Source organism: Nocardiopsis sp. CNZ308, assembly GCF_004217075.1.
Genome location: NZ_SHKJ01000001.1, coordinates 2,193,005 through 2,217,749 on the forward strand (window position 1 = coordinate 2,193,005; position 24,745 = coordinate 2,217,749).

Annotated in this window: 19 protein-coding genes; 5 read left to right on the forward strand and 14 right to left on the reverse strand. The window is 69.1% G+C overall.

The window, feature by feature from the left end; translation table 11 throughout:
- Position 1: 1 nt before the first annotated feature.
- The 12 genes from EV372_RS09465 to EV372_RS09520 form a co-directional block, all read right to left on the reverse strand.
- Entirely contained in the window at positions 2-1,042 is a 1,041-nt protein-coding gene (locus EV372_RS09465; protein ID WP_130395704.1) for an AAA family ATPase, read from the reverse strand.
- A gap of 40 nt (positions 1,043-1,082) precedes the next feature.
- Positions 1,083-1,571 carry a hypothetical protein gene (locus tag EV372_RS09470; RefSeq protein WP_130395705.1) on the reverse strand — a complete coding sequence of 163 codons (489 nt, stop codon included), beginning with the start codon at positions 1,569-1,571 and terminating at the stop codon, positions 1,083-1,085.
- Positions 1,572-1,612: 41 nt separating this feature from the next.
- Positions 1,613-2,254, reverse strand: a complete 642-nt coding sequence (locus tag EV372_RS09475; RefSeq protein WP_130395706.1) for a hypothetical protein — start codon at positions 2,252-2,254, stop codon at positions 1,613-1,615.
- The gene (locus EV372_RS09480) at positions 2,254-3,228 is read right to left on the reverse strand and encodes a hypothetical protein (protein WP_130395707.1); all 975 of its coding nucleotides are present in this window, start codon (positions 3,226-3,228) and stop codon (positions 2,254-2,256) included. The genes EV372_RS09475 and EV372_RS09480 overlap by 1 nt, the downstream gene beginning before the upstream one ends.
- 137 nt (positions 3,229-3,365) lie before the next feature.
- A complete protein-coding gene (locus EV372_RS09485) occupies positions 3,366-4,016 on the reverse strand; it encodes a hypothetical protein (RefSeq protein WP_130395708.1) in 651 nt (216 codons plus the stop codon).
- Positions 4,016-4,999 (reverse strand): hypothetical protein, encoded by a 984-nt coding sequence (locus EV372_RS09490; protein ID WP_130395709.1) that lies wholly within the window; start codon positions 4,997-4,999, stop codon positions 4,016-4,018. The genes EV372_RS09485 and EV372_RS09490 overlap by 1 nt, the downstream gene beginning before the upstream one ends.
- 98 nt (positions 5,000-5,097) lie before the next feature.
- Positions 5,098-6,648 (reverse strand): phage tail tip lysozyme, encoded by a 1,551-nt coding sequence (locus tag EV372_RS09495; protein ID WP_130395710.1) that lies wholly within the window; start codon positions 6,646-6,648, stop codon positions 5,098-5,100.
- 348 nt (positions 6,649-6,996) lie between these two features.
- Positions 6,997-8,292: a hypothetical protein gene (locus EV372_RS09500; RefSeq protein ID WP_130395711.1), complete on the reverse strand. Its 1,296-nt coding sequence runs from the start codon at positions 8,290-8,292 to the stop codon at positions 6,997-6,999.
- Positions 8,293-8,457: 165 nt separating this feature from the next.
- The gene (locus tag EV372_RS09505; protein ID WP_130395712.1) at positions 8,458-8,781 is read right to left on the reverse strand and encodes a hypothetical protein; all 324 of its coding nucleotides are present in this window, start codon (positions 8,779-8,781) and stop codon (positions 8,458-8,460) included.
- Between the two features lie 309 nt (positions 8,782-9,090).
- The gene (locus EV372_RS09510; protein ID WP_130395713.1) at positions 9,091-12,246 is read right to left on the reverse strand and encodes a hypothetical protein; all 3,156 of its coding nucleotides are present in this window, start codon (positions 12,244-12,246) and stop codon (positions 9,091-9,093) included.
- A gap of 26 nt (positions 12,247-12,272) precedes the next feature.
- On the reverse strand, positions 12,273-14,627 hold the full coding sequence (locus EV372_RS09515) for a hypothetical protein (protein ID WP_130395714.1): 2,355 nt from the start codon (positions 14,625-14,627) through the stop codon (positions 12,273-12,275).
- Positions 14,628-14,735: 108 nt separating this feature from the next.
- Positions 14,736-15,602 carry a hypothetical protein gene (locus EV372_RS09520; protein ID WP_130395715.1) on the reverse strand — a complete coding sequence of 289 codons (867 nt, stop codon included), beginning with the start codon at positions 15,600-15,602 and terminating at the stop codon, positions 14,736-14,738.
- Positions 15,603-16,305: 703 nt separating this feature from the next.
- Here EV372_RS09520 and EV372_RS09525 point away from each other — a divergent pair.
- The 3 genes from EV372_RS09525 (at position 16,306) to EV372_RS29225 (ending at position 20,680) form a co-directional block, all read left to right on the forward strand.
- Positions 16,306-16,884: a hypothetical protein gene (locus EV372_RS09525; protein ID WP_130395716.1), complete on the forward strand. Its 579-nt coding sequence runs from the start codon at positions 16,306-16,308 to the stop codon at positions 16,882-16,884.
- Positions 16,885-17,152: 268 nt separating this feature from the next.
- Positions 17,153-17,722 (forward strand): hypothetical protein, encoded by a 570-nt coding sequence (locus EV372_RS09530; RefSeq protein WP_130395717.1) that lies wholly within the window; start codon positions 17,153-17,155, stop codon positions 17,720-17,722.
- A gap of 1,443 nt (positions 17,723-19,165) precedes the next feature.
- Positions 19,166-20,680, forward strand: coding sequence for a hypothetical protein (locus tag EV372_RS29225; RefSeq protein WP_197044391.1), 1,515 nt, complete (start codon positions 19,166-19,168; stop codon positions 20,678-20,680).
- A 109-nt stretch (positions 20,681-20,789) separates the two neighbouring features.
- Here the strand turns inward: EV372_RS29225 and EV372_RS09545 are convergent, their stop codons facing one another.
- Positions 20,790-21,407, reverse strand: coding sequence for a hypothetical protein (locus EV372_RS09545; RefSeq protein ID WP_130395718.1), 618 nt, complete (start codon positions 21,405-21,407; stop codon positions 20,790-20,792).
- 314 nt (positions 21,408-21,721) lie between these two features.
- Between EV372_RS09545 and EV372_RS09550 the strand changes: the two genes are divergently transcribed.
- Entirely contained in the window at positions 21,722-22,816 is a 1,095-nt protein-coding gene (locus tag EV372_RS09550) for a DUF418 domain-containing protein (protein ID WP_486484120.1), read from the forward strand.
- 86 nt (positions 22,817-22,902) lie between these two features.
- Here EV372_RS09550 and EV372_RS09555 read toward each other — a convergent pair whose 3' ends face one another.
- On the reverse strand, positions 22,903-23,679 hold the full coding sequence (locus EV372_RS09555) for a type II CAAX endopeptidase family protein (protein ID WP_165435975.1): 777 nt from the start codon (positions 23,677-23,679) through the stop codon (positions 22,903-22,905).
- A 314-nt stretch (positions 23,680-23,993) separates the two neighbouring features.
- On the opposite strand from EV372_RS09555, the gene EV372_RS09560 reads away from it, so the two are divergent.
- Positions 23,994-24,698, forward strand: coding sequence for a hypothetical protein (locus EV372_RS09560; protein WP_130395721.1), 705 nt, complete (start codon positions 23,994-23,996; stop codon positions 24,696-24,698).
- The last annotated feature ends 47 nt before the right edge of the window (positions 24,699-24,745 follow it).

A 24,745-nucleotide genomic window follows, 5' to 3' on the forward strand; every position in this document is an offset into this window, starting at 1 on the left:
CTCAGGCACCGGGTTGGTAGTCGTCCGTCCCGTCCTGCCGCTCGACCGGGGCTCCCTGGAAGAGGCTCCTCGTGCGGGCCGGGGCGACACCGGCCTCAGCCGTGTCCTCGGCGTCCTCGTCCAAGTCGAGGAAGTCGGCCTCGAACACCGTGGTCCGCGTGTGCCCGGTGCCGTGCTCCGGGGCGTCCTCGGTCCTGCTCGACAGCGCCTGCTCCACACCGGGGGCGATCCGCTCGCGCAGCACCCCTTCGGGGGCGTCGGGATCGTAGTCCACGCCGGGCCTCTTCGCGCTCTCCTCGGCCCGGCGCCGGGCCTCGACCTCGTTCATGAGCCGGTCGAACACGCCTTCGGGGGCCTGCCCGAACCGGCTCGGGTCCGTGCCGCGGTGGGCGGGCCCTGTCGGCCGGCGGTGCTCGACGTCCTCGAACTCCTCGTCCGCGAACAGGTCCCGGATCGCGCCCGAGTGCGTGGGCACCGGGTGTTCACCCCCGGTCGAAGCCTGCTGCTCCGGAGCTTCGGAGGAGTAGTTCGGAAAGTACTCGGCGAGGTTGTAGCCGCTGGTCTCCTCGGTGAGCACGGCGCTGTTCTGGTCGCGCACATCGACGAACACCACCGGGGGCTGCGCGGTGCTCTCCGGTGCGACCACGAGGAAGTCCGCCTCGGCGGGCAGTTCCCACACGATGCCGATCATCGACTCGGGCACACGGAAGCGGGTGCCGAAGTAGCCCTTGCGGACCAGTTCGGTGAGCTGGGCGGAATCGAACTCGTAGAAGGCGTCGACGACGGGTTCGGCCCCCCGGCGGAAGGGCAGTTCGGTGATGCCGTAGGGCAGTTCGACGTCGGACTGGACCTGGACGAGCTGTCCCCGCAGGTGCAGGTAGGGGCGGTAGTTCTGGTCGGCGTCGTGGTGGAGGATCGAGACCGCCTCCATGCGCACGGCGATGTCGCAGGGCACGGCGCGCAGGGTCTGCACGTCGGCCTTGCCGTGTCGGGCCAGGCGGTGGAACCAGGGGTCGGTGATCCGCAGGGGCGCGATCTTCATGCGGGGCGTTTCGCTTTCGTGTGGGGGTTCTGCTGACCTGTCAGCGACCGGTGCCGTCGGTGGTCGGCGCGGTGTCCGCCTCGTCGCTCAGCAGTGCGCGCCGGGCCCTCTCGCCCAGACGGCGCTGGGCGAGCCACAGCGAGCGCACCACGACCAGCACCAGGACGAACACGAGACCGATGAGGAACAACGACGGCGCCAGCCAGTGCACCAGTTGCAGCTCCAGGGGAGAGGACGGGCCGACTCCGGTCCCCGTCGACACCACGACGAACAGGTTGGGCACCACGGTCACCGCCACGAACATCGCCAACACGTAGCTGACCAGGCCGGAGGCGACCGCGAGCCCCGCGCGCACGGCCGCCAGGACCGAGCGCGCTCCCGACTCCCCCACACGCGCGCGGATGCGGGTGCCCAGCGGCGCCGCGGCGCCGCCGGTGTCGGCCTGCTTGGCCTCGGCGGCCCGCTGCGCGGCGCTCTTCCTCGTCCGGGGTCTGCGCTTGTTCCCGGCCCCGGCGGCGGTGGTGTTCATCGGCTCTCCTGTCTGGGAGTGACGTTTCGGGTGTGCGTGCGCTAGGAGCGTTCGGGGACCCCTTCGGTCCAGTGGGCGTCGATCTCGGTGACCGCGCCCCCGGTGTCGGTCGACCACGCCACCGACAGCGACGCGACCGGCCCCGCCTCGTCGTCGGCTTCGTAGACCTCGACGAAGCCGAAGTAGGCGTAGGTGGTGCCCTCGACACCGACCAGCACCGGCTCGAACGGTCCCAGCCTCACCTCCGAGGCGCCGTCCAGACCGGGGACGCCGTCGCGGGCCAGGTCCTCGAACAGGGCCGGGGGCTCCCCGTCGCCCGTCGCGGTCAGCGCCGCCGAGGCGTCCTCGCCCTCCACGACCGCCCCGAGCAGCAGAGCGCGCATGGCCTCAGCGTCGTTCTCCAGCCGTTCGACCCGGACCGCCGAAGAACGCCCCAGGGCTTCGGACCAGACGGCGTGGAACTCCTCCTCGGCCTCCTCGGCCTCGGCCAGGCGTTCCTCCACCAGGGCCGCGACCTCGGCTCGGTCGGCGTCGTGGCCCGAGGACGCCGACCACAGGGACAGACCGCCCACGGCCAGCATCAGGGCGGCCACCCCCAGCGGGGCCCAGGACAGGGCGCGCCGGATCCTCTGGCGGCGGAGCCGGCGCTCACGCTCGTAGGCCTCGATCTCGGCCAGGCTCATCACTCACCGACCTCGGGCTCGTCGCCGCGCGTGTCCTCGCCGTCTTCCTCTTCCTCGGCGGGGCCGTCGGTGCCGTCCCCGCCGCCGTCGGCGACAGTGCCCAACACCAGGTCCTCGAACTTGTTGACCTCCGGGTCGTACTGACCCCGGAGCCAGGCGACGGTCCGCCCCGTCTCGTCCTCGACCAGCGTCCAGACCATGCGGATCGCCGTGTCCTCCTCGAAGACCTGAGCCTCGTGGGTGGTCCAGGTGTACCCGGCCAGCGAGGAGTCGTCGTCGAGGGTGGGTATCCACGAGTGCCACCGGCTCACGGCGTTGAAGCCTTCGGAGTCGCGGGCTCCGGCGGCGAAGTGCGGCGTCAGTTTCCTCTCCAGGCCTCCGACGGCGCTCTCGCGCAGCCCTTCGGCGCAGGCGGCGCGCTCCTCCTCGGTGTAGTCACGGCTGCTGGGCGGCGGGTCGTCGAGGTAGGGGGAGCACTCGTCGCGTTCGCCCAGTCCCGGCGTCCGCGCCGGCAGGTCGTCGACGTCGATGGGCCCGGAGTGTTCGAGGTAGGTGTTCTGCGCCGCGGCGACGTTCTCACCCGCGGTCGTGGCCTGGAGCAGCCAGCGCCGGGCCTCGTCGCCGCCGGGCATGCCCTCGACGCCCTGCTGGGCGGCGGCGACGCGGTCCTGTGCGGCGAAGCCGTCCTGGGCCTGCTCCTCGAGTTCGGCCTCGTGCTGGGCACTGACCGTGCCCGCCATGGCCATCAGCACCAGCGCGCCCAGTGCCGTCAGGACGGTGGCCGACCAGTACCCGACGCGGATCAGGACGGCTTTGGGGCCGGCGCTCGAACGGCGCGGCCGGGGAGCCTGCTCCGGCTGCTCCCCCAGCTCCTGTCGCGTGTGGGGGACCGCGACCAGGCGTCGGGCCAGGCGGCCGCCCTGGTCCGGGGCCGGCGCCGGGGGCCCGCCGGTCTCGTCCCTTCCGTCGGTCACGTCGACCTCCTCCCTTCACCGGTGATAGGGGCGTTCGATTTTTCCTCGTATATCAAGAAAATTCTAGCATCATGGGGTGACGTTCCACTCGCACCGGACTCCGGGGCGGGACACCGTACCGCCGAGTCCGCGCGGTGTCACTCGGGGCCCGAGGAGCGCACCCGGGACGTGGAGGCGTAACCCTCGACGTTCGAGACACCACCGTCGCCGTCGGTGGTCAGCAACACCGTCGACACACCGTGGGCGCTGGCCTGTCCGTCGTCGGAGCTGCTCCGCACCTCGACCAGGATCAGATAGCTGTACTCGGTGCCCCGTACCGACAACAGCTCGGTGCGGAAGGCGTTCACACGCGAGTCCAGCCCGAGGAGGTCGATGAGCGCGTACTCGGTGCCCTCGGCGTCGACGTTCACCGTCGGCTCGGGCAGGAACACGGTCATGAACGGCGAGTCCTCGTCGAGGCCGTAGACGGTCATCATGGCGCTGCGCGCGTCGACGTACTCGGCGTGGCTCTCCCACGTCAGCGCGGTGTCCAGCACCTGGTCGATGAGCTCCTCGTCGGCGTCCAGCCGTGCGTGGTCGGCGCCCAGGACCTCGCCGACGACCTCGCGTTCCCTCTGCTCCTGCGCCTCCTCGAGCCCGGCCCTGCGCGCCAGGAGTTCTTCCATCCGCAGCTCCTGGTCGGTGAGGGCCGCCTCCTGCGCGCCCCGTGTGGCGGCGAAGGAACCGCCGGCCACCAGTAACAGCGCGGCCGCGGTCAGCGGGAAGGCGTTGCGTCGCACGAACCCCATCAGTCCCGGCCCCCCTCGTCCGCGGACAGGTCGCCGATCGTGGTCTGGCCGACGTACAGGCTGTGGAAGGTCCCCGCCTCCGCGTCGTAGGTGCCCCGGGCCCAGGCCAACAGGTCGCCGCTGGACTCGTCGCGGTTGAGCCAGGCCACGCTGACGGCTCCCGGTGTTCCCACACGGGGCGTGGCCGAGACCAGCTCCCACGAGTTCAGCGACGCCTCGGCGTACTCGCCGCGGCCCTCGTCGGCGTAGCGGATGTACCAGGGGAAGAGCACGTCGATCTCGCCGGGACCGTAGGGGACGTCCGCGCCGGGGCGGTAGGCCTCCTCGTCCTCGATGATCCGGGCCGACTCGTCGAAGTAGTCGACGAGTCGTCCGCGGTGTTCGCCCACGGGCGCGAACGCCCCGCCCGCGTCGCCGTCCCCCGACAGCTCCACGTCGTTGAGGTCGGCGAGGATTCCCTGGTAGGCGTTCTGGAGCTCGGCGACCTCCTCGCCCTTCCGCCTGGCCTGGGCCACGGCCTCGTCCAGTCGCCCTTCGAGCGCGGCGGCGTCCCCCTCGTCCCATGAGGCGTCCTCCAGGGCTCGGACCTCGCCTTCGAGCAGAGCGATCTCCCGGTCGTTGGCCTCGCTCCGCACCTGTGTGACGTCGGTGCTGGAGGCGGCCAGCGCCCCGGTTCCGATGGCGCCGACCATCAGGGCCCCGCCCAGGCTCAGGCGGGCGACCCGGCCCGCGTCGCGCTGGAGCGCCCGTCCGCCACCGCGCCGTTCCGCGCGCTCACGCCTGCGCTCCTGCCGCCTGGCGCGGCGCTCGCGCAGCATCTCCTGGACGTCGTCGCCGGTCATCCGCCTGCGGTTGGCGCGCTGTTTGGCCTGGTAGGCGTCGAGGCGCTCCATCACCTCCTCGCGGTTCATCTCCCGCCAGGACTTCTTCGGCGCCTCCCGCGAAGCGCCGTCACCGCCGCCCGATGCGCCCTCGTCGGCCATCGCCGCGCTCCTTCCCTGCTGGTCCCCGGTTCCGACGTGGAGGAAGCCCCGGCCCCTTCCACCGTTCCTCTTGGTTGGTGGGCCCGTTCCGAGCCCGGCTACATGAAGTCGTCGGGCCCCACGCTGACGTGGATGTGATCGATGTGGTCCTGCGTGTTGTTCCCGCGCCCGCTGGCGTCCCGCGTGGTCTCGTCGCTCCACGGCCCGACCGGATCGTTTCCGGCAGCCCACTTGCGGCCGTCCCACAGAATGCCCTTGATGTTGAACTCCTCGGCCCGGGGGATGAGGTAGTCGACGATCGTCATCCCCGAGTCGTACATGTCGTCGCTGGGAACGGAACCGAGTGGCGCCATCATGTAGTCGATGGCCTGACCGTTGTTGTGGTTGCTGCCGGGCTCGTCGCGCTGACCGCCGGCCGACAGGAAGAAGCCGCCGAACTCCTCCTGGAGGTGCTCGTGCAGGCGGCAGGCGTCCGGGTGCATGCGCCCCAGGGAGTCGCAGGGGATCTGCTCACCGGCCGAGACCACGCCACCCCTGGACCCGTCGACGTTGGCGGTGCGGCACTCCTGCACCACGGTGTTGCGGCGGTTCTGGTTGGCGGCGTCGACCGTGGTCTGGGCCTGGTCCAGGATGGAGCCGGCCCGTTCCTCGTCGGCCTCCCAGGCGTCCAGCTTGGCGAACCACACGGCGGCGTGCTCCTGGCGTTCGACGAGCCGCGGCCGGTTCACGGAGGCGTCCAGCGTCAGGCCCTCCCACTGGACCATCCAGTCCCGGGTCGACTCGTCGATCGAACCGGAGGGGTCCTCGATGAGGTCCTTGACGAACCGCACGCGCGCGGGGTCGTCGTCGGAGATCATGAAACTGAGCTGGGTTTCGAGCTCCCACCAGTCTCCTCCGGTCCTGTCCGCGTAGTCGGTGAGCAACGTGTTGCGGCCGTTGGTCCACTGCCCCAGTCCGATACCCACCAGGTCGATGGCGGGCCAGGTCGCGGCGTAGTCGGCGTCGATCAGCTCGACCTGGAAACCGTCCTCCTCCGCCTCCCGCTTGAGCGGACCGATCTGGTACGGCTCGGTGTAGATCGTCTCGACGGCCGTGGGGTCGATCGACGACTCGTGCTGGAAGTTGCCCAGGACGCCCGCGATGTTCTCGTCCTGCATGCCCATGCCCGCCAGGATCGAGTACACCTCCTCGGCCATCGCCTCCATGTCCTCGGCGTCGGCCGCGGACCGGGTGCCGTCGTCGATCTCGCGCACGGTCGCCTCGGTCATGGGACGGCAGTCCGCCGGCAGGGCGTCGCGCTGGGCGACGGCCTGGCTCTCCTGGACGGCGCCCACCGTGCCGACGGCCACGCTGACCACGGCCATGAAGGCCGCGCCGAACGAGGCGATGGCGCCGGTCACCGCGCTGACGGCACCGCCCACCGCCGAGGCGATGGCGCCGCCCACGGCGAGGAAGAAGCCCGCTACGGCCTTGACGGCCGTGACCACCAGAGTCCAGAGCAGGTTCAGCAGGTTCATGATCAGGGCCGCGATCGCGGCGAACAGGCCCTTGAGCCAGTTCAGGAACATCATGAGGACCATGAGCTGGGCGCCGACGCCCACGGCCGGAACCGCGGCGGCCGCGCCCGCTCCCTTGGCCACACCCCTCATGTCGGCTTCGGGTCCGCCCTTGGCCGCCTCAGAGGTACCCCCGGCACCCAGCGCGGGGGAACCACGGCCCGCGGCTTCGGCCGGACCCTTCGTCGGGTCCGGCGCCTGTTCCGGTCCCGCCCCTCCAGCTCCGGGACCGCCCTGCGCCCCACCGGCCCGGGTTGCGTCACCGGGGTCGGGCACTCCCTTCCAGGCGGCCTGACCGACCTGGTCCGACGCGCCCGAACCGGGGCCCGGGGGCTGCACGCCCCCCGCCCCGCCACCACCGGCACCCGCCATGGCGTCCTCTCCTCTCGCCTCTGGACGCCTTCGTCCGCGTTCCCCGCACTGCGCCCGTACCGCTTCGCGTCAGTAGGTGAGCAGGGCCTCCTCGCCCGCGTTGATCGACCCGGACGAGTCGACCCCGCGCAGCGTCACCTCCAGTTCCAGCAACTCGCTGTAGGAGTCGACCTGGTAGGAGGTCTTCAGGCGGTGGTAGTCCTGGTAGGCCTGCGTGGTGTTGTTCATGATGTCGGTCAGGGGTTCCAGCGCCTGGCTCGTCCGCCCGTGCTCCTTCAGGTCGTTGCCGTCGGTCAGGAGCCACTCCATGTCGTTGGCCGAGAACCCGGCGTTCTCCTCGTCCTCGGCGCGGGCCTTCTCGCCGAGGAACGTGACGTAGGAGGTCTCGTCCGCGGGCATGACCGCGTCCAGGTAGCCCTCCTCGACCGAACCCGAGCGCCAGTCGAAGTCGTATCCGCGGGGGTCCACCCAGTCGGTCTCCAGCGCGAGCGTGGACTCGGTCTCGGCGTCGGCCGGCTCGCCGGTCACGGCGTCGCCGTCGACCTGCACCGGCACCTGGGGCGGTTCGATGAACACACCGTCGACGTTGACCCGGCTCATCTCACCGTCGTACTCGTCGATCCGGGCGAGGACGGTGCGCATCTCCATGAGCTGCTCGTCCATCGCCGCGCGGATCTCCTGCTCCTGTTCGGCGACCACCAGCTCGTAGTACAGGGCGGCGGGGTCGATGCTCCCGCCCTCCAGCGAGGCCGCCTCCTCGGTGCCCGAGGCTCCGGGGTTGACGAACAGCCGCCACTGGTCGAACTCGGTGAAGCTGCCGTCGTCCTGCAGGTCCTCGCGGAGCTCGCGCCCCGTGCCCTCCTTGTAGACCAGTTCGCTGTTGGCCCGCAGGGTCAGGCTCGCGATCTGCTGCTCGAACGGCGCGTCGGACTCGAGCACCACTCCCAGGTAGCCGGTGGAGCCGAACACCACGATCGAGCCGGTGATGGAGGTCGCCAGCGCCTGGGTGTCGAGCTGCTCGTTGGAGCCGGTGAGGAAGGCCTGGTAGTTGGCGGCGTCGGTCGAGAACGATCCGGCGGCGGAGTCGTCGAACCGCATGAGGACCAGGGCGCGGGTGCCCTCTCCGTTGGTGTAGACCCCGTCGACGGTGCCGGACAGTTCGGTCCTGGACGTGGTGAAGGAGGCCGTGTACAGCGCCGTCTCGTCGAGGCGGGCCCTGTTGTTGGCGGTGGCCGAGACGATGGTGCCCACCAGCAGCATCGCGAACGTGGCGGCGATGACGCTGGTGATGACGCCGAACCGCTCGATGGCGTGGTGGGGCCCCAGCTTCAGCTTCGCCGCGTATGTCTTCGCGGTCTCTTTCATGCCTGCCCTTCTGCTGCTCCGCTGTTCGGGTGCGCGTGGCCTGCCACCGCCTCGACAGCGCGGTCTCCGCGGCGGAGGCGTCATCTGGATACAGGAGAGGGCCGACAGCCTCGTCGGCCGCCGGCCCTCTCGCATCCGCCGATCGGGGCTCGGCCGGGCCGTGGGTCAGAGAAGGCCCTGGAGGAGGATCATGCCGCCGCCCAGGTCCTCGATCGTGGTGCGGCCGCCCGCGGCGATGTTGGAGATGAGGGAGAACCCGCCGACCATGAGGGCGCCGCCGACGAGGATCAGGCCGATGATCTTGATCCAGCTCGTCTGGTCCTGCTGCGAGGCCATGAGCTTCTTGATGAGCAGGACGCCGCCCCACACGACGCCGACGGTACCCATCAGCGCGAGGAGGCCTCCGCCCGCCACTCCCACGTATTCGCGGGCGTTCTCGAAGAAGGAGACGAGGTCCCACCCCGCAGCGGGGAGGTTGGTGATGTTCATGCTTGTCCTTGTCCTGTTCGGATCCGACGCACGGCACGGGACGGCGAAAGGCGCAGCGGGGCCCGGCGGAGTCTGATGAGGGTCTGCTGAGGATTACGGGGGTGAGGAATTACAGGGAGTGGGGATGCGAATAGAAGTGGGGGTGCGCTCGGGGGGCCGGGCCGATTCTAGTCATCGAGCATAGCCGCCAACAACTCTCCTCTGCACATTGTTAATTGAAAGGCGGGGATAAACGGCACCTGCGCAGAGCGGGTCGGGGCCCGTTGGGAGCGGGACCTGAAAAGCCCCGCCCCCGCTCCTCGTCAGCTCCTACGTCCTCCTGTTCCTGCCTCCGCGCGGCTTGCCCGGGTTCCCACCGCCCTCGCCGGTCGGAGGAGCGGAGCCGTTCGGCTTGGGGGCGCCACCACCGGGCTTGCCCCCGGTACCGCCGCTCGCCATACCCGCGGTGTCGGACACGGCGCGCCCGGCTTGCGAGATCTGTTGTCCTTGTTGGATGCGCTGTTGGTGCTTGGGGTTCGGAGCCTGGTTGTCGAGAGAGGACTTCCCGGCGTTTTCCTTGTGCTGAGAGGCCTGGGCGTTCTTCGCCATGGCCGAACCGCCCTTCTCCGCGGCCTTGCCCCCCGACTCGGCCGCGCCCTTGGCGTTGCCGCTACTGGCATGAAGGGCGGCGGCCCCGGCATGGACGCCCGCCTCGGCGCTGTCCTTCACCGCGCCGACTCTCGCCTGGTCGGACTGCTTGTATTCGTCGGCGGACTGTTGGGCGGAGGCGGCCGCGACGTCCATCGGGTCGCCGCCGTCGTCGACCCGGGGGTTGTCCGGATCGGAGGGCCCGGGGGCGTCGCTGCCCGGCGGGAGCGACAGGCCGTTGGATTCGACCTGTCGACCGATCTCGGCCTCCCGTGCGGCGTCTCCTCCCTGGCCGCCGGGGTCCAGCCCCGGACCCGGCTGGCGGTCGTCCCCGTCATCGCCGCCCTCAGGCCCCTGCAGCACGCCGTCGGTGTCCACGTCACCATCGACCTTGGTGTCGTTGCTGTTCGCCGCCGAAGTGCTGATGCCCTCGGGGCCACCGCCGTTGGTGCCGCCCGCGTTCGGGCCCTTGCCGCCCTGGGGGACACCGCCGCCCATCATCCGGTTGGCCATCGCTGACCCGGCGCCTCCAGCGGCTCCCCCGGCCATGGCGGGCAGCATGCCGCCACCGCCGCTGGGCGGCGCGACCTGGGAGTCGGTGAGCTTCTCGACCAGCTTGGTTGAGGCCTCCTCCACGGCCTTGACCAGTGTCTTGCGCAGACGCATCGCCATGACCGTGAAGAGGATCACCGCGATGATCGACACCAGGGTGACGATCATCGCGACGAAGCCCCCGGAGACCAGGAAGGCGATCATTCCAGCCTCGTCGCCTTCACCGCGGCTGTTGAGGACCTGTGAGAACGGGATCTCGATGATGCTCGGGATGCTCAGCAGGAACTCCTGCACGAACTTGTACAGGAAAAGCGTGATCACGACTTCCATGATCATCGCGATCGAATAGACGATCACTTTCGCGATGCCCGAGATCGCGCCCAGCGTCGCGAACGGAATCGCCGTCATCAGCTGGAAAGTCCTGCGGATGTTGCCGATCACCATCGCGATGGCGTAACCGAACCCGATGGTGATGAACGCGCCCAGCAGCACGACGGCGTTGGTCCAGTACACGAAGCTCATCGTTCCGGTGCCCACCATCGACACCGAGTTGTGGATGGACCGGGTCGCCTCGCTGGTGGACTTGCCCGAGGAGTAGGCCGTGTAGGACGTCGGCCCGAAGTCGGTGTTGAGGTAGTTGTACATCGCCAGCGGCGAGAGGTTGCAGGCTTCGGGGGAACCATCGGACGTGGCCAGGTTCAACCCGCAGTCGCTGACGTCTCCCCTGGTGTGGAAGATGCTGTAGCGGTAGAGGATGTAGTCGAAGAGGGAGCCGACCCCCTCGTCCTGCAACTGACGGGTGACGCCCAAGCCCGTGCCCTCGTCCACCCAGATCAAGGGGTTCTGGTCGATCGGCACGTTGTCCTCGAGGTTCGCGACCTCCTCCGGATCCCCTATGTAGTCGTCGAACCAGGCACGCGCGTCGCAGCTGTCCCCGTCGCAGTCCAGGGTCGCCTTGGACTGGGTCTCGAACGACGAGGCGGACACGTGGGCGTTGCCCATGTACCGGAAGAGGATGTCCGAGACCTCGGAGTAGTCGCTCTCGGCGAACACCGACTCGGCTGCCGGCTCCAGCGCGGTCTCGCCCCACGACGTACCGGCGTCGGTGCCCACCGGGTCGATCCGGCCTTCCAGACCCATGACCTGGGCGTTGATCAGCAGCGCCAGCTCGCGCACGCTGGCCTGGGAACGCCCGGAGGGGGCGTTCCGGCGGTTGTCCCATTCGATGTAGACGTCGTGCTGGCCGCTGTCGGGCACGCGCAGGCGCTGCTGCATCGCCCAGCCCTCGAAGTCGACGAACGTGGAGAGCACCACGCGTGTGGAGCCCGAGTTGCCCTCCTCCGTGGCCGCGTCCATGGCGTTCAGCATGCCGGTGTACATCGAGCCGAGTAACGGCAGCCCCAGCCCGAGGAAGAGCAGGCGGATGAACAGCTTCTTCAGTCCCGAGCCCTTGTCGAACTTCTTGAACATCACGATGCTGAACAGGAAGGTACCGATGAACAGCGGGACCATGACCGTCCACGACAGTTCGACCAGGACCAGGTACCAGGAGCCGATCCATCCGGCGAGGCTGCTGAAGACCCCCTCGGGCCTCTCGCCTCCGGTCATGCCGTTGGCGAACTCCGGGTTGAGCGCGTGGACCGCCCAGTAGAACAGCTTGAAGGGGTTGAGCCAGCTCAGCGCATCGATGAGGACCGACCACAGGACGTCGATGGCGGCCGTGGCGGCGAACAGGACGAAGATGATCCCGCCCGCGATCGCGTTGAAGAACCCGAGCGAGAGCCCCGTGCTGGTGGAGTCCAGGCCCAGTCCGTTGAGCGTGGCACCGAACAGCGCGTACTCGCGCGCACCGTTCACACCTTCGAGTCCCGCGTCCTCGTTGCCCCTCAGCGTGTCGTAGCCGACGCTGTCCGAGGACTGGGCCGTGCGCGAGTTGAGCCATCCCATGATCGGGTTGTAGTCGGAGTCGGCGTAGCCGAGCATCGACCCGGCGCTGGCCGGGTTCTCCAGGAGCCTGTCCCAGTCGGTGTCCTCGAGATCGACGTCGCTGTTGGGTTCCTGAGCCGTGGAGAACAGCGCCGTCATCGACGAGGAGAGCCGGTAGAACGACAGGCGGTCGAGGGTGTCCTCGTCGTTGTCGGCGTGCGCGGTGCCCGTCGCCCCCAGTAACAGCGTCAGCGGGAACACCAGCACCAGTGCCCACACGACCAGGCGCGCGAGGACACCGGAGCGCTTCCCGCTGGGAGGCACGCGTCGCCGTGCGCGCGAGGGGGCGCCTTGCTCCATCATCCGTTCCTTCCCTCTCGCGTCGGTCACCGGTCGTGTTGGGTGCGGGCGCCCGGCTTCGACTGGTCCCACCCCTGCTTGCCGGAGCGCCAGGCCGGCTTCCTGCCCGGTTTCATGCGCTCGGCGCGCAGCCGCGCCTCGGCCCCGGTCTCGGCCACACGCTGGGCCCGCTCCTCGGCCAGTTCGCCCTTGGCGGCCATGACCGCCGAGGACTGCTGCCGCTCGCTCGGCCCGCGCCGACCGGCCCTGAGCAGTTCGGCCTTCCGCTCGGCGCGGGCCGGGTTGACGCCCAGTGCCAGGTCCAGGTGGAACACGACGTTGGTGTGCCCCCGCCGCAGGTAGGCGAGGTTCTCGCCGCGCGTGGTCACCAGGCGCTCCAGGTCGGGCGGGATGTCCTGGTGCAGTTGGCGCTGGTACTCGGTGACCGTCGCGTCGCGCATAGGCCCCAGCACCGTCCAGTCGGCGGCGTCGAAGCGGTTGAACGCCGAGTCGGCGAGCATCCTGTCGACGTCGTTGTAGAGGTAGGCGACCCGGCCGCCGCGCAGGAACAGGTGCTCGAACTGTTCGGTGAGGTAGCCCTTGACGCGGTCGTCGATGTTCTCGGCGCCGTGGATGATCACCGTGTCGCCCAGGCCCAGGTTGTCGACGGCGAAGCCGATGACGTTGACCAGCTGGGCCATCGCCACCCCCTTGCCGCGTTTGAGCAGCCGGGAGAAGTCGTAGAGCACCCGGCGGGCGTCGGCCACCCCGTCGATCTCGTCGTTGGTGTGGGTGTTGAACAGGTCGCCGTTGTTGTCGAGCAGGTCCTTGAAGACCAGGCGCAGGATGTTGTAGGCGTGCAGGGCCTCGTCGTCGCGGGCCCTGGAGTTGGCCAGCGCGCGGTACTGCGTGTCGAAATAGGTGACGATGTCCTGGAGGCGCGGCACCTGCGTGTGCGGGACGCCCACCACCCGCAGCCGGTTCCGGTTGTGCTTGGCGTTGCGCGCCCACATGCCCTTGTCGATGTAAAACTGCGTCAGCGTCTCCTTGAGAGAACCGCGGATGATGGAGCGGTCCTGGTCGGTCGTCTCGTAGGCCTGCTCGGCCATGAGGACGACCTTCTCCAGGTGCGCCGGGAAGATGCTGAGCTCGTTCTCCTGGGCTCCGAACATCTCGAACATGTTGATGTCGCCGGAGTTCATGTCCAGCCGGGCGGTGAGGGAGTCCAGGCGCGGGCCCAGGTCGTCCAGGCGGGCCCCGTCCAGGACGACGTGCACGGTGCGGGCGTTGGACAGCAGGGCCGCCTGGGAGATCTTCGATCCCCACATGTCGGGCACGTGCGCCCGGTCCAGCACCGGGTTGACGGTGTTGTCGGCGACGACCACGTGGTGGTCGTAGGCGTTGACGTCGAAGAGCACCGCGGAGTTGTTGACGTCGCCGACCATGAAGCCGACGTACTCGCCCGCGGGGTCGTTGAGCCCGTTGGTGACCAGCGAGTGGGACCCGGCGAACTCCACGCTGGTGAAGTGGAAGCCCTTGCCCCGCTTGCGTTCGTTCTTGCCGAGGAGGTTGCTGAGCTCCTGGCGCTGCTCGCCGGGGTAGGCGGCGACCTTGAGGGTGCCGAACCGGTCGATGTACAGGCGGCCGATCCGCTCGACGGCGTCGTCGAGGACCTCCAGGCTGGGGGCCTTGACCAGGAGGCGGTCGTGCACGTGCAGGTAGCTGGCGCCGTCCTGGATCTCACCGGAGAGGATCTCGATGTCGTCGCTGACCTTGGCGGCCCTGCGCCGCGAGCTCATGGTGCCCGACTGGGCCTGTTCGCCCTCCTCCAGGCGGTCGAGCTTCTCCGCGGTCTTGATCCGGTCCTCGATCCACTTCTCGCCCATGCGGCGGACCTGTTCGAGCACCACGACCGTGACGTCCTCGGGCAGTCCGGCGGGGATGCGGTTGATGCCCCAGAACGCGCCGAAGTCGTCACGGGCGCCGTCGTCGTGGAAGAAGCCGAGGATGCACGCGTGGTGGTCGTCGATCTGGAAGTAGTCGCTGCGGAAGACGTAGCGCTCGCGCGGTTTGAGCGCGAGCAGGTGCGGGTGGTCGTCGAAGGTGCCGCCGAGCTGGCGCTCCCTCTTGCGCTCGGCGCGGCGCTCGGCGGCGCTCATCCCCTCGGTCGGGTCGTCGTCCCGCTCGTCCTCGGCGGCGTCCTGTTCGGCGGCCTGGTCCCCGTTCTCCTTCAGCCTGGAGAACAGGGTGCCGGAGAACGGGGTGATCTCGGCGCTGTCCTCGTCCGTACCGGGGGCGGTCCCGTCCGTGCCCGCCGACGCGCGGTTGCTCTTCGAGAGCGCGCCGGGCAGGTGCCCTTGCGAGGTTCCGGTCGCGCTACCCCGATACCGTGAGTCGGTCATCCGCGCCCTCCACTTTCCTCTCGTATATCAGCTTTTACTTCGCACTCCACGGGCACGGTTCCCCCGCGGTCGCAGGGGAACCGGTGCCTTCGGGCCACCGGGACCGCTCTACCTCGCGGCGGTGTAGACGGTCCGCAGCATGTCGTAGAGGTCGTTGGCGTCGAGCATCACGGCCTGCTTGATCATGAGGCTGGAGCCCTCGGCCTCGGCCCGCACCAGGGCGTGCGCCCGGCGCAGCGCCTCCAGGTTGTCGCCCTTGATCACCAGGTACTGGTGGATGGAGGTGAACTGCCCGCCCACGTAGTCCTTGAGGATCGAGTACCGCTCGTCGAGCAGGTCGAACAGCTCGGGGTCGCGGATCTCGAGGTTGCGGTTGAGCAGTTCCAGGTTGCCGAGCTGGCGGTAGACCCGCTGGGGCTCCTTGGTCGTGATCCAGATGAACTCGGCGTTGGTGTCGACCTTGCGCCAGAAGGCGTCGACCCGGTTGAGGATCGCCTTCTTGTCCTCGTCGAAGACCAGCACCGAGGCGGACCCGACGACCAGGTAGGCCTGGCCGACGCTGCCGTCCAGCCACTCGATGTAACCGGTCTCGTCGACGCTCTTGACTCCCAGCACGGAGTAGAAGCCGCTGGGGTTGGAGCCGCGCCGGGTGATGACGCGGCGCGCGGGCCGGGGCAGGTACTCCAAGAGCGCGGGCAGGGACGCGAAGCGCATCTCCTTGGTCTTGGAGTACTGACCGAAGAAGGCGGTGGTCGCCAGCCACCAGACGACCACCAGGAGGATGAGCCACCAGTCGGCGCTGGAGACGAACGTGGAGGTCGTGACCCAGAACAGGAGCATCAGGGAGCCGGCCCAGAACAGGATCACCTTCATCGGCAGCGGCCGCATCTGCCATCCGCCACCAGCCAGCGCGATCTCGTGGTCAAGGAACGACCGATCCAGGCTGGTGGGGATCTTGAAGACGCTCTTGGCCATCGTTCGGATACTCCGCTTCTGCTCGTCTACGAGCAACACCTTACAGTTGGGGTCGGACAGTGGCAGCTGCTCGACCACCTGTGCACCACCAGCACCATCCGGCCCACCAGGGGCCGGATCCGGGCCGATCACCGAGCTGATCGGCTGCTGTCGGATCCGCTCCGGCGGGTCCTGGGCGGATGGAGGGCACACGGCCCGGAGGTCGGGACGGGCTGCTTCTCCGGTTCACGTTCCCGGGGAGGCACAGGTGCCTCCTCCAGGGGCTAGGGGTCGGGGGTCGGGGGTTCCCAGAGGAAGATGCCGAAGGCCGTGCGATGGTTCGGCGCGGGGGAACCGGACGGGGCGATCGATCGGGGCGTGGGCGACTCGCAGGGGACGCGAGCGCTTCGGGGGACGCTCATGCTCTCGCACCCGTGGTGCCGTCCAGGAGGCGGGTCCGGAATCAGGGAAGCGCGGGCCGGTTCGGAGCGTCTCCGGTGGAAGGAGCCGGGATGATCGCCTGCCGTGAACGACGTGGGACGGCGGGGTCCGGGTCCGGGCCTTTGTCAGTACGCTGAGGCACCCTTTGCCTACCGCTCTTCACCGCCCTCCCCCACGGGGCAGCGAACAAGGTCGATTGGCAGCCACACCGCCCGAGTACGCGTCCAAACAGCATGACCCTTTGTCCTCCGGACACACCAGACCGAAGAAGGGACCCCTCACCATGCTCCTGCCCGCGCTCATGGCGTTCTCCAACGGAGAACTGACCCCCGAACAGGTGCGGTGGCTACACGAGGCACTCGGGCTCGAAGAGGACACACCCCGCACCACGGGTTACGCGGTGGATGCGAGTATCGCGCACCGCACCTTCACCGACGATGAGGGACACCGTCTCACCCTTGACCTCGGCCGGATCGGTGAGAAGACGTGGGCGTTCGGCCTGCACTTCGAGAAGGGCGAACGGCCCTCGACCGAAACCGTCGAGAACCACCGGGTACTCTTCCGCAACCTCATGAGCCAGCTTGGTCTCACACTCCACAGGATCGATCCGCCCGCGACCGCCGAGGAGGTGGGCAGGACGTTCGTTCCCCCTCAGCCCGGCAATGTGGAAGGGGGTATCGGCGTGTACTGGGACCTTCCCTACAAGGAATTGGACCAGGCCTGGTTCCACCTCGGTGTGGGTAAGGACGCTCCCCGGGAGGTGAAGGAGGTCAAGCTGCGCGAGTTGAGGAGCACCCGGGTCTGGTCCGTCGCCCCCGAGCCACTCCGCAGCCAGGCCGAGGAATTCCTCCGCGAAACCTGACCGACCCCCCGGACACTCCAACCCCCGATGCTATACCCGGTGCAGAGTCCAGCAGGGCCGGAATGAACGCTTTCCGAGGGCAACGCGGGCAGCGAAGGCCGCGTCAGACCCTGTATCGGTACGCTGAGGACACCTGTACCGCTCTCTACCGACCTCCCCCCAGGGCAGCGCTCAAGGTTGACCAGCAGCCACACTGCCCGAACACGCACCCGGTCGGCATGCCCCTCCGGCCTTCGAACGCACCGGACCGAAGAAGGGACCTCCCACCATGCTCCTGCCCGCACTCGTGGCTCGCTCCTACGGAGACCTGACCTCCGACCAGGTGCGGTGGCTACACCAGGCACTCCAACTTGACGAAGGAACGCCCCGTGCCGAGGGCTACGGGGCAAAGACGAGCATCGCGCACCGCACCTTCACCGATGACACGGCGGACCTGCTCGTCCTGGAGCTGGGACGCACTGGCGAGAACGGATGGCTCTTCTCCCTGTACTTCGAGGGGGAACGACCCTCGTCCGAGACCATCGAAAACCACCGAATGCAATTTCGCGCCCTCATCGATCAGCTTGGGCTCAGGCTCAGGGAGATCACTCCGGCTGCTACCGCCGATGAGGTCGCCGTCGTTTCCCCTCAACCCGACAACCTGGAAGGGGGCGTCGGTGTGTACTGGGACCTTCCCTACAAGGAGCTGGACCAGGCCTGGTTCCACCTCGGCCTGCGCAAGGACGCTCCCCGGGAGGTGAAGGAGGTCAAGCTGCGCGAGTTGATGAGCTTTCCGATCTGGTCCGTCGCCCCCGAGCCACTCCGCAGCCAGGCCGAGGAGTTCCTCCGCGAAACCTGACCACGGGGACAAAGGGTACCGCTCGGCCCTGCTTATCTAGCGGCACTTCCCAGTCCGCGCCGCCGCTGTTTACCTGCACCATCGAATGCCACCGGCGTGGTGTTCGTGGTGTGATCTTCCTGCCTAAGCCCAGCCGGACATGAAGGGCGTGCCTTATCTGGGGCACGGCACGCCTCCGCTTCAATACTCCCTGCCCCGCGGCCCCTCTCTAATCGGCGCTCTCGGTGCCCCAATCCCCAAAACCCCTGCGCTTTACCCAGTACCGGGTTCGCTGCTGAGCCCATGAGCCATTCCCCCGTCAAACCATCGCGCTACCTTCGGCTTCCCCACCGTTAGTGTCCCGCCCCCAGATATTAAAAGGAGAGGACGCCCGTGTCCCCGCGGTCGCCTGAACCAAACGAACAGCCCGCACCCAGTACGGAGCGATATGTCCCCCCACCCGTTCAGGACTCGCCGGAGCGGGAGCACCAGCAGCTGATCGGCGAGGCCCTGCTGAGCGACGACGGGCGCATCAGTCATACGCCCCAGGCCAAAACCATCGCCATCGAAGCTCTCGCTCAAAGGATGCGGACCCCAACAGCAGAGCTCGCCCTCGCGGCGTTTGGTCTGAACGTCGGGAGCGACATGCCACAGAGATTGGGCAATCACCAATACGTTCTCGTCCCCTACAACGAGCAGTACCCCTCCATGGGAGCCGATGTCCTCCACGTCGATGAACTCGACCCGGCCGACCCCAGACACGCTCCGGACAAAGTTATACGCATGGACCGGCCAGAGGCCGACACCCTGGTACGCCAGATCTCGGTCAGTGAAGTGATGGGTGCTTGGGCCTTCGGGTCCAACAACAACGCGCGCGTACTGGCGTTGCAGGAGGCCACGGAAGAAGAATTCGGCCTTCCCCGAGTCCTGGGATGGGACATGGACTCGAAGATGCGTGAAGACGTGGACAAAGAACTGGACTACAGCCGCAATGCGCTGCGGGACTTCGTGCGCACCCAGTATGAGATGACCCAGGAGCTCCTCGCCGAACGCGGAGTCTCAGAGCTGATCGGCTATCGGACCTTGACCTGGCCGGAGGGAGGACCCCGGCCCGACTGGGCCGACTTGAATGTCGGCTCCAGCTTCCAAGCACTTCGCCGACCGTTGGAGAGTTGGTCGGCGGACCGACAAATCGCCTCCGATTGGCTGGAGACCCGCGGAGGTCCTGGCGTAATCCTGATCGACCGCATGCCCGCACAGGACGTTCTATCTCTCCCCCTGACAGGGATGGGCTACCTCGGGCAAAAGGAATGGGTCGCGCTGCCCGGTGACCGCCCGAGCACGCTGGACGGTGTCTCCTTTGGAAGAGATCAGGAACTTGCCGCGGAGCGGACCGCGGCAAGCAGTGTCAACGTCGGGGGTCCTGCTCTAGGGGGTAACAAAACCGTCCTGGCGGAGGATCCGATGAGTCTCCCGGACGGGCAGGACCCGGGATTCGGCCCCCGATGGCAGCCGATCGAAATCACGGGCCAGCTCGACCCCGCCGATCCGTTCGACAGCCGGATGATCCGGGTCCTCGACGGTGAGGAGCCATACCCCGACTGGTGGCCGCGCGATGATTCCGGCTACGCCGTCACCAAACGCGACCTGGAGTTCCTCGGCATCAACCCGGTCCAGATCAAGTGGCTCGCCGAGCGGGAGGCCCCGATGGGGATGACTCCGGAGCTCTACGAGCAGTTCGGGACGGAGATGCTGGAGGCACTGCGCCAGGACGGAGTGGACCCGTCCGCGGTGGACATCCGCCTCAAGGGAACCGGCGCCGGGTTCTTCTCGGGGATGCACAAGACCCTGCCCCGTGAGGAGGATCTGCCGGACAACCCGGAGGCGGCGCAGCGCCTTCAGGAGTGGTTCGGCGACAGCCGGGACCGCCCGCTGCGCCGCCCGCACGACGCGATGTGGCGCCTCGGCCTCGAGTCGGTGCCCAGCGACTTCGACCTCGACATCAACAGCACCCCCATGATCCGGGTCGCCCGCCAGCACTGGCGGGAGCACCACTCCGACCGCTATCCGGGCGACTTCATGGGCGGGCACGGGTACCTGGACAAGCAGGCGGTCAAGGGCGCCTTCCCGTCACTGGCCGAGTGGTCGAACAAGTGGGAGAAGAAGCTGGGACGGGAGCTCTCCCTCGGTGCCTTCGAGTCCAGCGGCCCCATCAACGCGACCAAGCTCGGCCGTACCATCTCCGGCCACTTCCGCGACAGCGACTGGATCATCCACAACACCGACAACCCCTGGCACGCGCCCGCTGAACCGCGTCGGCAGGTGGAGGCGGACGCGGGTGGGAAGGGGCCGGATCGTGAGCTCGCGGATCGGGTCGTCGTGAATGGCCTGTCTGCGGAGCGCGGTCACCGTGAGGCCTCCCGGTTCGAGATGCTCGCCTCCGGTATGAGCCCTGGGGAGGTCGATGCCGCGGTCTTCGCGTGGGAGGGGTTGGGCAAGCCGGAGACCGCACGGGAGCGCGAGGCCAGTAGCGGGGCCGCGCAGACCACTCCGGAAACCGCCCAGGAGAGGGCGCAGGAGCCGACCGCGACTTCGGAGCCCGCCAGGGAGCAGTCCTCCGAGCCGACCGGAAACCTCGGCAACACCCCGGAGCCCTCCCGCGAGTCCCCTGCTCCGTCCACCAGCCGGGAAGAGGCCCCCGAACGCCACCAGGGCGCGGACGGCCAGAGCGCGGCGAGGACGTCCAGCGCGGTCTGGGAGACACCCAAGCCGCGGCTGGAGTCGATGGCGGCGCACCGGACCGAGTGGGCGCTCTACGACGACCTGCACGGTTACGGGCGGCGTCCCCGGACGCTGACGGTCAGAACGCCGTCCCAGGCGCCTGGCCACTACGAGGCGCTGCTGCACCCGAAGACCGGCGCGGCCTACGAACGCGATCAGCGCCAGGCCGAGTCGGGCGACCGGGGGTACGGCGAGTAACGGCGCGCCGCGCGGCGGCTCCCGACATACGAACACCCCCGCGACCTTTCGTCGCGGGGGTGTTCCCGTCACGCAGGAAGACTGACCGTGTTCCTCGCCGGGTACGTCCCTACCCGGCCTGGATCCAGTTGCCGTTGGAGTCGAGCTGCCAGTCGTCACTGATGTAGGGCTCGTGAATGAACAGTTCACCGCCCTGCATGACGGCGACATCGGCCAAGGCGAATTCCCTTGAACCCCTCTCAGCGGTCCGCTTGAACCACACGTCCACGGTGTTCTCGGCGTCGGTCGGCGAGACGGCGCAACTCACGGGCACCACCGCGGCACTGTAGTCCTCGCTGAGCTCGATCGAGTCCAGTTTCTCGCCGACCAGAGCGGAGGCCATGCGCTCTTCCTCGCTGTGGTCCTCGTCGCCCGTCTCCTCAACGTAGGCAAGGAGGCGGTCCAAGCCCCCCTCGACGTACTCGAACCGGTATTCCACGGCGCACTGCGAGGGGTCCTCGGACTCGGCCGAACTGACGGTGATGGACTCCTGCACGCGGGTCTCGGCGTAGTCCTCGCTCAGCTCGATCAGCTCCTGCGGGACGCGGAACTCGATGCTCTGGGCCGGCTCCGTCATGGACTCGGTGAAGTCGAAGACGGCCGTGCCGCCCGAGCACGCGGTCAGAGACAGCACGGCGGCCGCACTCGCGGCCGCGAGCACCTTGGTGGGGGCCTTGCTGGAGGTCACGGTGGGGGTCTCCTTGGTTCGACTGGAAATCCAGGGGTTTTCAACGCTGCCCAGTTTGTCGCACCGAGGCGTTCTCGGCATTCCGGACATGGTGCATTGAATGTGCCACATCGATCTTGAGGACTTCGCGCAGACCGGGGAACTCCCACGGGAGGACCGCCCTTCGTCCTTTGTCACGTCGCACGGCGGTCCAGAGTACGCGCATCTGATAATTTGATGCCATGTGCGCTGGTAAACGAGCAGAAACGCCTGCACCGGGCACGATGGAGAACTCCGACGGGCGCCTACTCGTTCCGGACCTGGCGCGAGGGGTGATGCTGCTCCTCATTGCCGCGGCCAACGCCCATTACTGGTTTCGGCTGGACCCGAATGCGTCCGAAACCCACGAAAACCTGGTCTCGAACCTGCTGCACCTGCTGGTCGACGGGCGGGCCTACCCGCTCTTCGCGCTGCTGCTCGGCTTCGGCCTGGCGAGGACCGCGCACGAATCCGTTCGGGCGGACCTGGCCGCGGGCCTCGACCGCGGGCGGGCCGAACAGCGCGCCGCGGCGCTGCTGCGCGGGCGGGGCCTGTGGCTGCTGGCCTTCGGCGCCGTGCACGCCCTCGTCTTCCCCCAGGACATCCTGGGCGTCTACGGGCTCGTCACGGTGGCGGTCGCCGGTATCGTCGCGTCCCGCCGCTGGCGGTCCGCACTGCTGTGGGCCGTCCTCGTCTGCACGGTGTCCACGTCCTTCCTGGCGGTGGCCGGACCGGAGGCGGTCCTGGCCCGCAGCCACGGTCTGGCGGCCCAGGCCCTGTTCGACGAGCGCCTCGTCGGGGTCGCGGCCAACCTGGTGGTCTGGACCGTCGCGACACCGGCGACGGTGCTGTCGTCCATGGCGCTGCCCGGCGCGCTGCTCGGAGCATGGCTGGCGGGCCGGGGACCGATCGAGCGGCCGCACCGGCACCGGCGGGGGCTCTGCGGTGCGGTCCTGGTAGGGCTCGTCGTACCCGCCGCGGCCCTCCCGGTGCTCTGGGCGGGCGTGGACGGCACCGGCGTCGTGGCGCGGGCCCTGACGGCCTGGCACCAGGGCCTGGCGGGTCTGCTGGCCGGAGCCGCCTACCTGGCGCTCGTCGCCCTGGTCGCCTCACACCGCGCCGCGGGGTCGGGAGTCCTCGGCCGAGCGCTGGCGGCCACCGGGAAGCGCTCCCTGTCGGCCTACCTGTCGCAGACCGTGCTTCTGGCGCTGGCGGCCGGGGCACTGCGCGTGTGCGGCGCCGGGGAACTGGCCCTGGCATGGCAGGTGTTCGTGGCGGCCGTCGTCTGGTCGGTGTCGGTACTCGCCTGTTCGCTCATGGAGCGGTACGGGGTCCGGGGACCCGCCGAGCGGGCGCTGCGCGGCCTGACGGCCGCGGGCGCGCGGCGGTGAGGCCTCCCCCGCCGCACCGGGCCGGTCCTGCTCCCGTGGTGGTTGGCCGGTACCGGCCAACCACCACGGGGACGGCCGAGACGCGATCACCCCGGCGAGGGGGCCCTCCTGCCGCGGTCGTCGTCGTTACGCGCCGGGTACAGCACCATCAGGACCGCGGCCGCGCCCACCAGCGCGGTGGAGAACACCAGGGGGGTCGCCATCGCCCCGACCAGGTAGACGGGCACCAGCACCGAGGCGAGGTTGAACAGCGCGTGCAGCACGACCACCGGCCAGAGCCTGCCCACGTGTTCGTGGACGAAGGCCAACAGCACCCCCAACGGCAGTGCCACGGCGATCTGCACGAGGTTGCCGTGCAGAGCGGCGAACACCGCCGAGCTGACCAGTGCCGAGGCCAGTACCGGCCAGCGGCGCCGCAGCAGCGGGTAGACCAGACCGCGCATGAGGGCCTCCTCTCCCGCCGGGGCGGCCACGACCAGGGAGAACGACAGCAGCGCCACCGGCACCGCGTTCTGGGCGCTCTGCGCTGCGTCGAAGACGGGTGACCCGTACTCGGCGTGGAGCCACACGGCCAGCGTCTGGCCTCCGAGGAAGCACGTCACCAGCCCGAGGAGGACGAACAGCCAGAACTGGGGCTCCCGTGCCTGCTGCGAGACACGGCTGGACGACCAAGCCCCGAAGGTCCAGCGCCGCCAGGCCGCGACCGCGCCGAACACCACGGGGCCGGAGACGGCCGTGCCGAGCACCGGCGAACCCGAGAGCAGCCCCACCGTGAACGACACGGTGACGTAGAGGATGAGCCCCCCGGCGCACTGGGCGAGGATCGCCGCCCAGGAGCGGGAACGGCCACCGCGGGCACTCACGTGTACTCCCGGCAGGCGGGTCTCGTCGCCGACGGGGTTCTTCGGTTCACCACAGCGGTTCGTCCACTCCTTACTCTTGACAGCCAGATGCCATGATGGCGTTGATCGTTCGCTCGAAAGGTGAGTATCCAGGTGTCTTCTTCTCGGCGGAGACAGGGATCACCACCGTGTCGGCACCGTCCACGGAACCGGTGAGGGCACCTCGGCTCCCGCCGCCGTGACGGCGCGGCGGACCGGAGGAGCGAGCACGCCACGGCAGCACCCCGCACGGCCGTCATGGCGCGGCACAGGTGGGAGAACGCGAGGGGAGGGCGATGGCGGACATGGACGGCGGTGCGGACCGGAGCCCGGACCGGGCTCCGGGGGAGAAGGACGCGGACGTCCCCGCTGAGGGCCGCGTGTCCGAGGACGGTACCGGCGGCCCCGGGGAGTTGGCCGAGGACCTGGTGCCCACACGGCTGCCCGCGCTCGCCGTGGTCCTGGCGTTCCTCGCCCCGCCGGCGGGAGCGGTGCTGGGCCACGTCGCGGTGCGGCGCACCTACTGGCGGCGCGGCCTGTCGCGGCTGGCGATCACGGCCGGATGGACCATGACGGCGTTGGGCGCCTGCGGAGTGCTGCTCTACCTCGGCTACCGGGAGGAGGAGGCCCGGATCGAGGCGCTGGCGGCGGCCGAGGAGCAGGCCCGGGAGCGGATGCGCCAGGCGATCGCCGGGAGCCCCAGCACGGGGCTCCTCGACGAGGAGTTCTGCCGGGTGCTGGGCGAGGTCGCCGAGACCGCGCCCGCCACCGGGTTCGTCACCAGTCCCGAGCAGATCGACAGCGCGATGGTCGAAGGCTACGGAACCCTGGGGCGGACCGACACCCCCAACGCCGAGGTCTACGACGACTACGCGGAGTACCTGGTCTCGTTCTCCGACCACGACGTGGACGAGCACGTCGCCCACGCGGAGGAACTCCAGCAGGCGGTCAACGACGACGTGCTGGCCTGCCTCCCCCTCGTGGACGAAACCCTGGATTAGCGCCCGCCGGGACGGGTGGCACCCGCTCCGCCCGGCGCGGGCCGAGA